Genomic DNA, 10,077 nt, shown 5'->3' with positions numbered 1-10,077 from the left:
GAGCGCCCCCCCCCCCCGCCCCCCCGCCGCCGCCGCGCGCCCCCCCCGCCCGCCCCGCGCCCCCCCCCCCCCCCCGACGGGGGAGGTGGCCCCTGGGGACATCGGACGTTGCCCTGGCGTACCTTCCGCCGGAGGTGCGGGGTCGAACAGACTGGGAGGGACTGTCGCCGATCCCTCGAAGGGGCCTTTCCTGTGCGTGCCCATGACTCCGGTAGTGCGTTTGCCGCCGACCGACGACCGGGCCGTAGCAGTCGGCCCGCGGCTCCCGCCCGGCTGCCGTCCGGTACCCGGGCGGTGACGCCGGCGGCGCTCACCGCCATGCAGCGGGCCATGGGCAATGCCGCGATGAGCCGGATGCTGGAGCAGGAACAGGAGCAGCACGAGCACGCCGCGGCCGACGTGCAGCGTTCTGCCGTCCACGAGGTGCTGAGGAGCGCCGGCACGCCCTTGGCCGACGGGATCCGGAGCGAGATGGAGACGCGGCTGGGTGCGGACTTCTCCGATGTCCGGCTGCGCACGGGTGCGACCGCCCGGGAGTCGGCGGCGGGGATCGGCGCCCGCGCGTACACCTCGGGCAGCCACATCGTGCTCGGCGCCGGAGGGGGCGACAAGCACACGCTCGCGCACGAGTTGACCCACGTCATCCAGCAGCGCAGCGGCCCTGTCGCGGGCACCGACAACGGGACGGGGCTGCGGGTCAGCGACCCCTCCGACCGCTTCGAGCGCGAGGCCGAGGCCAACGCCTCCCGGGTGCTGTCCCGGCCGCTCGCCCGGGAGTCCGAGGCGGAGCACACGGCCCACGCGCACGGCACGCAGGCCGTCGAGCCCTCGGTGCAGCGGCGCCCTGCGGCGAAGCCCGCCGGGGAGGAGGGCGACCACACCCACGTCGACCCGGACTATCCGGGGTTGCGGCTCGTCCTGGACGAGAAGCTGACCAAGGAGTACTACGAGAAGATCTACCAACTCGCGGGCTCCGAGGAGCGCGTGATCTTCGACGAGGACGGCAGCTACGGGTACATCAAGGTCGACGACGACCTGGAGACCTACTACAAGCTCGTCAACATGGAGGTCGGTCCGGAGCAGGCGCAGGCGGACCTGAGCGGCCACTTCTCCCGGCAGCGGGACACCAGCTTCCACGTCCGGGCGGGCGCCGGGGCCTTCCAGGGTGCGCAGATCGACCAGTTGCAGGACTTCGAGGCGCAGGGTGTGCGTTCGGGCCAACTGGTCGAGGTGAGCGTCACGTTGCTGCAGCAGGCCAGCGGCCGTGCGCAGACCGTGGCGGGCGGGCTCGTCGAGAAGCGGCTCGGCGCCGCCGTCACCGGCATGAAGAACAGCGCCGCACTCGAACCGATCAAGATCCGGGTCGACGGGGGCGGCATCAGCATCCAGGACGGAAACCACCGTCTGGGCGCGGCCGTTCAGCTGGGGCACGCCTACGTGCCCTGCAAGATCGCCTGACGGGGGCTGCCGAGTCGGGACGACCCGTAGCGGCTCGCGGCCGGCCGGTCGGCGCCTTGTACTTCCGCAGCGCGCCGCACACTTCTACCGTTGCGTCATGCGGCGTGTTCTGATGGATCGTTCGAACCCGGACGTGCTCGACCTGGTCCTCATGGAGCGGGGCGGCTCGCTCCGGTACGCCCTCACGGCCGCGCTCCAGAGCGTGATCGCGGCACCGGTGCTGTTCCTGTACGGTGCTCTCTTCTCCCTTCCCCTCGACATCGGCATGCTGTTCGCCGGCACCGGATGGGGCCCGGTGTGGGCGGCGGCCGGGATCGCCGGTGGGGCGTGCGCGGTCATCGGGTGGGCGCTGATGGTCCGCCTGGTCTTCCGTACCGTGCACCGGCTGCGCTTCGCGCCCTCCGCCGAGCCGGCCACTGTTGTCCTCGTCCGGGGGGCCCGGGCGGACCGGCCGATGCCGGTCACCGAGGTGCGACGGATCCGGATCGACCACTCCACCGAGGAGCCGTACGACGGCGACCCGCGCCCGAGGTCCGTCACCATCACGCTGACCGTCCTGCTGGAGCGCGGCGAGCTCCCCCAGCGGCCCCTGCCCCAGGACACCGACACCACTGCGCTCCACCGCGAGCTGCGCGAGGCCCTCTCCCCCGCCGTCGAGGTGGACCTGCACGTCAGCCACCACCAGCGCCCCGCACCGCCGCCCCCGCCCTCGGTCTCGGACCGGCGCTCGTGGAACCACTTCCGGTACGGGCACGGCGGTTCGACCGGCGGCGTGGGCGGCGGCTGAGCCTGGCCACCGGCTCCCTTCGCCGACCTCGACGGGGCCACCGTCGAGAAGGGCGGCGGGGGCGGCGCCTCAGTGGCGGTGGTGGTTGTCGGGTTGGGCCGGGTCGCCGGGGTGCTCCAATCCCTCGACGAGGGTGAGGCGTTGGGCGCGCTCGTGGTCGAGCCAGCGGACGAAGGCGGCGCGGCGGGCGGCTTCGGTCAGGTCGGTGGTGGGGTCGCGCTCCTCCGGGGTGGTGCGGACGGCGAGGAGGGCGGCCGTCCAGGGGCCGGCGGTGACCCAGGTACCGGGTGCGGCCTCGCGGAGGGCTTCGGCGAGGGCGGCAGGCAGGGTGTCGGGGTCGGCCTCCAACTCGCCGTCGGGCAGGGCGAGGTGCCAGACGGACAACGGCGGGCGGGTGGTCAGGGTGCGGTAGTGGGCGACGTCGGCGGCGGAGGGTTCGACGCCGGCGGTGACCGCCGCGTAGACGGCCCGGACGGCTGCGCTGCCCTCGTAGGCGGCGGCGGTGATGGAGCCGAGTTCGACGGCGGCCTGCTGGTCCAGGCGGGCCGGGCCGGTGGACCGTACGGGCAGGTCGCGCTCGGTGGCGACCGCCTCGCACAGCGCCTCGGTCAGCAGCACCTGGGCGACCCAGCGGGTGAGCTGGCGGTCCTCCGAACTGCCGGGCTGGGGCAGGGCGGTGGAACGCGGGCCGGTGCGGAGGGCGGCCAGGCGGTGGTCGAGGGCGGTGCGCGGGAGCGGCCGGCCGTCGAGCAGACCGAGGGTCATGCCTCCACCTCCAGGGCGACGGTCGGGGCGTACTGGCAGCGGCCGAACCACATCACCTTGGCCAGCGCCCAGTACGCGCCGGGGTCGGTGGATTCGGGGGCGGCGATCTCGAAGTCCACGGTCGAGGACGATCCGGCCGCCACGGTGAAGCCGCGGACCGGGTCGGCGATGGCCTCCCAGGTGCCCCAGGGGGAGACGAGTTGGAGTTCGCCGCGGATCTCGCCGCGGGTGCGGTTGGTGAGGGTGAGGCCGAGCGTGGTGCGGCCGCCCGGGGTGACGCGCAGGGTCTCCTCGGAGACGGCGACGTCCAGGCCGGTGTCGCGGCCGGTGGTGGCCTTGGTGCCCTGGGCGATCGTCCAGTCCTCGGGGGTGTCGCCGGGGACGGGCAGCAGGCCGGGGAGGTCTCCGACGGCGATGGTCACGACGTCCTCGATCTCCTGGCCGTCGTGCACGATCCGGACGGCGGCGAAGTGCAGGCCGGGCAGCACTTCGGCGGGCGGGGTGAGGGTGACCGGGAAGCGCAGGTGGCCGCCGGGCTCCAGCCGGTAGGGGCGGCTGCCGAGGCTGGTCCGCCAGCCCTCGGGCGGCAGGACGACGGCCGTGCCCTCGACCGCCGCGTCGCGCAATTGCGACGACAGGGCGACGGAGAGTTCGACCGCCTCGCCGTCCGTCCGCAGCAGGCCGGGCGAGGCGCCGACGGAGACCGGCAGGTAGCCGAGCGGCGCCGGGCCCCGGTTGTGCAGCCAGTAGCGGGCGTGGACGGGCTGCGCGGGTTCGGCGACCGGGCCGAGGACCGGGCCGCCGGGTTCGGCGCCGACGCCGGGGGCGGCGAGCAGGGTGGCGATCTGCGAGCCGGCGAGGTCGACGCGCTCGACGGCCTCGCCGAGGGGGCGTTCCAGCAGGTCGGCGGGCCGCAGGTGGCTCAGCCCGAGTGCGCCGCCGAGTTCCGCCGTACGCCCGAGGCCGGTCGACTCGACCAACCGGACGGCGAGTTCGCGCCCGACGGCCGCCGCCGAGCCGTGCGCGATCGGGTTGCCGACGGGCTTGAGCGCGCCGAGCAGGACTTCGCGCTGCGGTTCGATCCGCAGCCAGGAGAGGGTGGCCGGCAGCGGGCCGTCCTGCGGCGGCGCGATCCGGGCGTAGAGCGGGTGGTTGAACTCCTGGCCCTGGGCGGGCAGGGTCTGGCTCCGCCAGTCGCCCGGGCCGCCGACCAGGGCGTAGCTGAACTCGTGCGTCCAGTGCTGGAGTTGGAAGGAGGCGCCGTCGGGCAGGGTGCGCCGGGGCGGGTCGATCCAGACGCCGGAGGGCCAGCCGGTGCAGGAGCGCATCAGCGAGAGGTGCAGGGCTCCGGTGGTGTCGACCGCGAAGCCGGGCAGGCCGAAGCTGAGCAACGCGACGGTGTGGTCGGCGAGTTGGTCCACGACCTCGGACGGGCAGACGGCGCTGATCCGGGCGTCAGCGAGGTCCGCGACCAGCGCGGCGGCGTCCGCGACGACCAGCGCGGGCAGTGCCCGCAGGTCCCGCAGGTCGGCGCCGGGCTGCCAGACCTCGGCGAGCGGGGTGAGCGCGGGCACCCAGACCGCGCCGTGCGTCTTGAGGACGCTCGCGTACTCCTCGCCGGCCCGCTCGATCAACTCCCGGGCGGCGTCGTTCTCTTCCGGCCCGCCGAGGACGATCCGGAAGTCGGGCAGGTTGGAGTCGACGTCCAGCCAGCCGTACCGGGCCCAGTCGGCGCCGGAGGTGGTGGCGGTGACGCCGACCCGGGCGAGGGCGACCACCAGCGGGCGGGCGTCGGCGGCGTCGTCCAGGCTCGGGACGACCACCTCGGCGACGCCCAACGCCCGCTCCCCCAGCGGCGATCCGGCCGGGTCGGACAGCACGGCGCGCGCGGTGGCGCCGAGGCCGAACCAGGTGTTGGCCGGGTTGTCCAAGGTCCACGGCGCCTCGGCGGAGTCGAGGGGGGGGGGGGGGGGGCCGCGCCCCCCCCCCGCGCCCCCGCCCCCCCCGCCCCCCCCCCCCCCCGGGCCGGGGGGGGGGGGGCCCCCCCCCCCCCCCCCCGCGGCGCCCCCCGGGGGGGGGGGGGGGGGGGGCGCCGGCGCCCCCCCCCCCCCCCCCCCGGCGCCGGCGACCTCGCTGACCGGCAGCGCGCCGGGCAGGTCGACGGGGAAGCGCAGCCGCAGCAGCCGGTCGGCGCCGGAGTAGTCGACGACCCTGGTCCGGCAGTCGACCCGGTCGAGGCCGCGCCACAGGGTGACGGTCTGCTCGTAGCGGATCCCGTCGACGGTGCCGCCGATCACCAGCCGCTCGCCGAGCGGGCCGGTCTCGCGGCGCACGTCGGCCGGGGCCGTGCCGGAGCCGCGCACCGGTCCGCTGGGCACCAGGTGCCAGGGGCCCTCGCCGAAGTCGGGGTGCTGCGGGTACTCCTCGTAGACCCGCAGTTCGTTGCCGATCCGGCCGCCCTGGATCAACTCCCGGTCGTGCAGCAGGTCGTGGACGGAGGACAGGCCGCCGCCACGGACGGGGTCGGCGCTCACCCGGTAGCGGTCGTTGCTGATCACCACGCCCTCGGCCGCCGTCCAGGGCTCCGCCGCCGGGCCCTCCACCAGCCGCCAGGTGCGCCAGCCGAGCGCGGGGACGTCGGCGGCGAGGAAGCGCAGGGCCCCCCGGTCGACGGTGCTCGGCACGGGCTCGCCCCGGTCGTCGAGCACCCGTACCGCCCCGGTCCGCGGGGGCAGTTGGACGACGACCAGGTCGGTCCGGTCGAAGGAGAGGGTGTTGGTGACGACCACGGCCGAGCCGGCGGCCACCGCCGACCCGTCGGCCCCCTCCGACCCTGCGTCGGCGGCCGAGCCGACGCCGGCGGTGGAGATCCGCGCGGTCAGCGCGTCCAGCGCCTCGTCCCGGACGGCGGCCGCCAGGTCGTGCGCCTCGCGCCAGCCGCCGAGCAGGTCGAGGTAGACCTGGTCGGACTCGGAGCCGGTGATGGCGTCGTGGTGGGCGCCGTAGGCGAGTTGGCGCCAGACCTTGTCGAGGGCGGCGGTGGGGTACTGCCCGAGGCCGTGGACGGCGGCGAGGGTGGCGAGCTTCTCGGCGTCGGCGGCGGCGACCTCGCCGGCCCGCTGGGCCTGCTTGGTGTCGATGTACGAGACGTCCTTGCCGGTGTAGACCGGGTTCATGTCGCGGGTCTGCGGGCTGGGCCGGCGGCCGGTGGCGGCGAGTTCGGCCCGGACTGCGTCGAGGAAGTCGCGCGGGGTGGCGCAGACGAAGCGCGGCCAGAGGTACTTGGCGGCCCAGGAGCGGTGGATCTCGGTGACCCACTTGTTGGGCGGGGTGTAGTCGGTGCCGACGGGCAGCAGCAGGTTCCTGGTCGCGCCGACGGGCTTGAGCTTGCGGTACAGCTCGTAGACGGCCTGTTCGGCGGTGGCGAGGTCCGGGGAGGAGTCCATCCACCAGCCGGCCGAGTAGTGGTGCGGCATGTAGTGGGTGAGCACGCCCTCGCCGGAGGGGGCGATCCACTCGAACTCGCTCGGGAACTGCATCACCCGGGCGTCGTCCTTGGCCTCGCGGAAGTTCTTCTGGATCGGGCCCCACTGGTGGAAGGGGCCGCGGGCCCAGGCGCTGCCGGTGAGACCGGCCGCGGCCAGGTGGCCGGGGAACTGCGGGTCGTGCCCGAACACGTCGAGCTGCCAGGCGGTCTGCGGGTCGCCGCCGAGGATGTCGCGCTGGTAGCCGATGCCGTAGACGAGGTTGCGGATGGTGGTCTCGGCGCCGGTGAGGTTGGTGTTGGGCTCGTTGTAGGTGCCGCCGACGAGTTCGACCTGGCCGCGCTCCAGCAGCGTGCGCAGGGTCTCGCGGCGCTCGGGGTGCTGGTCGAAGTACGGCTTGAGGTAGTCGACTTCGGCGAGGACGAACTTGTACACCGGGTCCCGCAGCGCGAGGTCCATGTGCGCGTCGACGAGCGCGAAGCCGTTGCGCTCCCAGAGGGGCCGGGTGGTGGCGTCGGCGGAGAGCAGTTCCCAGGGGGAGGTGTAGGCGGCCTGGGTGTTCCACCAGACCGGGTCGTAGTGGAAGTGCGAGACCAGGAACATCGTCCAGCCGGGCTCGGCGACCTCCACCAGGGCGTCCACGCAGGCGCCCTCCGCCTCGACGGTGACGGGGAGTTGGGTGCCCGGCTCGGGGGCGCCGGTGAGCTCCAGCGGGACTTCGACCAGCCCCGTGCCGGTCGCCTCGCCGCGCACACCCGGACCGCTGACGGTGATCCGGGCGGCCGGGCCGTCGAGGGTGACCCGCAGCAGTTGGCGCGGGGCTTCCTCGGGACCGGTGAAGAGGTCGGTGTTCTCGACGGCGGTGATGGTGACCGGCACAGGGAGGGTCCTTTCGGTGCAGGTACGGGGGCCGGGCGCGGGGTCGGTTGCCGCGCGCCCGGCGGGAGTTGCCGGCGTGCCCGGCTACTGGCCCCAGGCCTCGAACTCGTAGATGCGGGCGGCCGGGTCGGTGTTCTGGGTGGGCTTGGTGACGACCAGCCGGACGTAGCGGGCGGTGGTGGTCACCGGGTGGGTGGTGGTGCCCGCGGTGTTGCCGGTGACGTCGGCGACCGTCGTCCAGGGGTCGGTGGTGTTCGAGCGGACCTGGATCGAGAAGTCGCGGGTGTTGAAGGCCGCGCTCTCGCTGCCCGCGCCCGCGTGCTTGACCACGAACCTGGACAGCTGCTTGGCCGAACCGAGGTCCACCTCAAGCCACTTGGAGCTGTTCAGGCTGCACCACTTGTCGCCGGTGCCGCCGTTGACGGTGCCGTTGACGGCCTTGGCCGGGCCTTCGTTGGCGTTGCACTGGCCGGAGGCGGTGGCCGGGCGGTTCAGCGCCAGGTTGCCGCCGGTCGCGGGCGGCGTGCCCGTCCAGCCGACGGTGGTGGAGGCGGCGGTGGAGCGGCCGTAGGTGGTGGAGACGGCCTCGACGTCGAGGGTGGTGGCGTCCTCGGTGCCGGCCCGGTCGAGCCGCCCGACGTAGTACGCGTCGTTGGGGGTCGCGCCGAGGAAGGTCCGGCTGCCATCGGCGTTGCGCCGGTACACCTCGTAGTGGTGGACGTCGCCGCCGGGCGCGGCCGTCCAGGAGAGCCGCAGCGACTGGCTGGAGCCCGCCGTCACGTCGCTCGCGCCGAGGACGGTGAGGCCGCTGGGCGCCGCCGGGGCGCCCACCTCGCCGTCGTGGACGGAGATCTGGCCGATCCGCACGTCGTAGGCGGGGTCGGTGCCGTCGGCCCGGAGGGCGACCTGGGCGATGGTGCGGCCCGCGTACGGGGCGAGGTCGAGGGTGTGCCGCTCCCACCCGGTACCGGAGTTGGCGCCGACGTCGATCGTGGTGAAGCTGTTCGGCGCGTCGGTGAAGGAGACCGCGGCCTTGAGCTTGGTGGGCCCGGCGGCCGGGGTCTTGACCACCAGGTCCAGCTTGGTGTTCGCGGCGACGGGCAGTTTGGTCTCGTACAGCCGCACGGTGTTGGCGGCGTCCAGGGTGCCGGTGAGGCGCAGCGAGGAGCCGCCCTGGTAGGCGTCGGTGAAGTCGACGGACGGGGTGAGCCGGCTGCCGCTGGAGTCGACCATCCACCGGTAGGTCGGCGGGACGTCCTGGAGGGACAGGTTGTTCCAGCCGCCGGTGGCGACCCGGGTGCCGGCGGAGTTGTAGAAGTCCCCCTGCCCGGTGTTGAAGTTGGTGACGAAGGGCTTGGCGGTGATCGGCGAGGACTCGGCGACGTAGCCGGCCAGGCCGGGCCAGTTGTCGGCGGGGTTGGCCTTGGACGGGTCGTTGTTGGCGCCGACCCAGTAGCGGGCGTCCTTGGCGTAGAAGTCGGCCCGGTCGGTGGCGGACTTCCAGGTCCATTCGGGCCGGTAGAGGCCGAGCGAGGTGGTGTGCGGCCGGCCGGCCGGGAAGAGGGAGTTCCAGTCGACGCCGGTGTTGTAGCCGTTGGCCTCGGTGTCGATGCCGGAGTAGAGGTCGTACTCGCTGCGGCCGAGTTGCCGGGCCAGTGCGCGGGAGGAGTTCAGGCCGCCGGAGCTCCAGTTGAAGTTCAGGAACATCGAGTCCGAGGTGCGCTTCGAACCGTCCTGAAGGAACGGGGAGTTGGCGGAGGTGAGGGCGTTCTGCCAGTTGACCGAGCCGGAGGTGGTCATGGCGTCATACCACATGAACTCGGTGCCGCTCTTGGCCTTGCTGTACTGCATGAGGTTGCGCACTTCGGTGGCGAGGGCCGAATCCCCGCCGCCGGTCTCCTGGTTGATGAACCAGCCGTCGAAGCCGTAGTACTGGGCGGCCTGGGCGAGCTTGTCGGCGACGGGGTAGCTGTTGCCGGACTTCTGGACGAAGTCGCGGAGCCACTGGAGCTGACCGCCGTAGGCGGCGGGCGGGAAGAAGACGGTGCCGTAGACCTTGACGCCGTTGCGGTGGGCGGCGTCGATGACGGTCGGGTTGGGGGCGAGGATCAGGCCCTCGCCGGCCGAGCCGCCCCAGAAGACCAGCTTGTCGACGTACTGCCAGTAGCCGAAGGCGTAGTAGTTGGGGTCGGCGGAGCCCTGGGAGGGGTTGTTGGAGGTGGGCCCGAAGGAGACCAGGGAGGCGACCTTCCCTTCGCCGGTGCGGGCGTTGGGGTTGGCCTTGAGGGCGGGGTCGCTGGTGCGCGGCTGGAGCGGGACGCTGGAGCGGTTGAAGCGGGCGTCCGGGTCGGTGGCCGGGTCCCAGTTGAGGATGGTGGAGGGATACCAGTACGAGGCGTAGGGCTGGGTGCCGGGGGTGCCGGGCGTACTGGCGGTCGGGGTGGTGGGCGCCTGCGGCCCGGCGTGGGCGGCGGGGGCGGCGCCCAGCACGGCGGCCGCGAGGGCGGCGCTGAGCAGCAGGGGTATCCGTCGTGACATGCGTGGCTCCGATCGAGCGGAGGTGGGTGGGGGCGGGCCGTCGGCGTGGACGGGCCGGGTGCATGTGGGCGTGGCGGTGCGCGCGGAGGCGGGGCGAGCGCGCGGGGGGGCGGGGGCCGCGCGGCCGGCGGGCCGGGCGGGCGCGCGGGCCGCGCGGCGGCGGGC

At 74.2% G+C, this 10,077-nt stretch carries 5 protein-coding genes; 2 read left to right on the top strand and 3 right to left on the bottom strand.

The window, feature by feature from the left end; translation table 11 throughout:
- Positions 1 to 330 precede the first annotated feature (330 nt).
- Positions 331 to 1,458, top strand: coding sequence for a DUF4157 domain-containing protein (locus ACFV6D_RS16955; RefSeq protein WP_380560362.1), 1,128 nt, complete (start codon positions 331 to 333; stop codon positions 1,456 to 1,458).
- A gap of 97 nt (positions 1,459 to 1,555) precedes the next feature.
- Positions 1,556 to 2,245, top strand: coding sequence for a hypothetical protein (locus tag ACFV6D_RS16950; protein ID WP_380560361.1), 690 nt, complete (start codon positions 1,556 to 1,558; stop codon positions 2,243 to 2,245).
- A 69-nt stretch (positions 2,246 to 2,314) separates the two neighbouring features.
- Here ACFV6D_RS16950 and ACFV6D_RS16945 read toward each other — a convergent pair whose 3' ends face one another.
- The 3 genes from ACFV6D_RS16945 to ACFV6D_RS16935 form a co-directional block, all read right to left on the bottom strand.
- Complete coding sequence (locus ACFV6D_RS16945; RefSeq protein WP_380560359.1) at positions 2,315 to 3,010, bottom strand: hypothetical protein; 696 nt, start codon at positions 3,008 to 3,010, stop codon at positions 2,315 to 2,317.
- On the bottom strand, positions 3,007 to 7,374 hold the full coding sequence (locus ACFV6D_RS16940) for an NEW3 domain-containing protein (RefSeq protein ID WP_380560357.1): 4,368 nt from the start codon (positions 7,372 to 7,374) through the stop codon (positions 3,007 to 3,009). The genes ACFV6D_RS16945 and ACFV6D_RS16940 overlap by 4 nt, the downstream gene beginning before the upstream one ends.
- An 84-nt stretch (positions 7,375 to 7,458) precedes the next feature.
- Entirely contained in the window at positions 7,459 to 9,912 is a 2,454-nt protein-coding gene (locus tag ACFV6D_RS16935; protein WP_380560356.1) for a discoidin domain-containing protein, read from the bottom strand.
- Between the last annotated feature and the right edge of the window lie 165 nt (positions 9,913 to 10,077).

Origin of the sequence: Kitasatospora sp. NPDC059812, assembly GCF_042732075.1 — a bacterium.
GTDB lineage: Bacteria > Actinomycetota > Actinomycetes > Streptomycetales > Streptomycetaceae > Kitasatospora.
This window is presented reverse-complemented; position numbering and strand designations above follow the sequence as displayed.

Bases quoted from the DNA above. Each gene is read 5' to 3' on its own strand.
- ACFV6D_RS16955 (WP_380560362.1), top strand. From the start codon at position 331: ATGGGCAATGCCGCGATGAGCCGGATGCTGGAGCAGGAACAGGAGCAG.
- ACFV6D_RS16950 (WP_380560361.1), top strand. From the start codon at position 1,556: ATGCGGCGTGTTCTGATGGATCGTTCGAACCCGGACGTGCTCGACCTG.
- ACFV6D_RS16945 (WP_380560359.1), bottom strand. From the start codon at position 3,010: ATGACCCTCGGTCTGCTCGACGGCCGGCCGCTCCCGCGCACCGCCCTC.
- ACFV6D_RS16935 (WP_380560356.1), bottom strand. From the start codon at position 9,912: ATGTCACGACGGATACCCCTGCTGCTCAGCGCCGCCCTCGCGGCCGCC.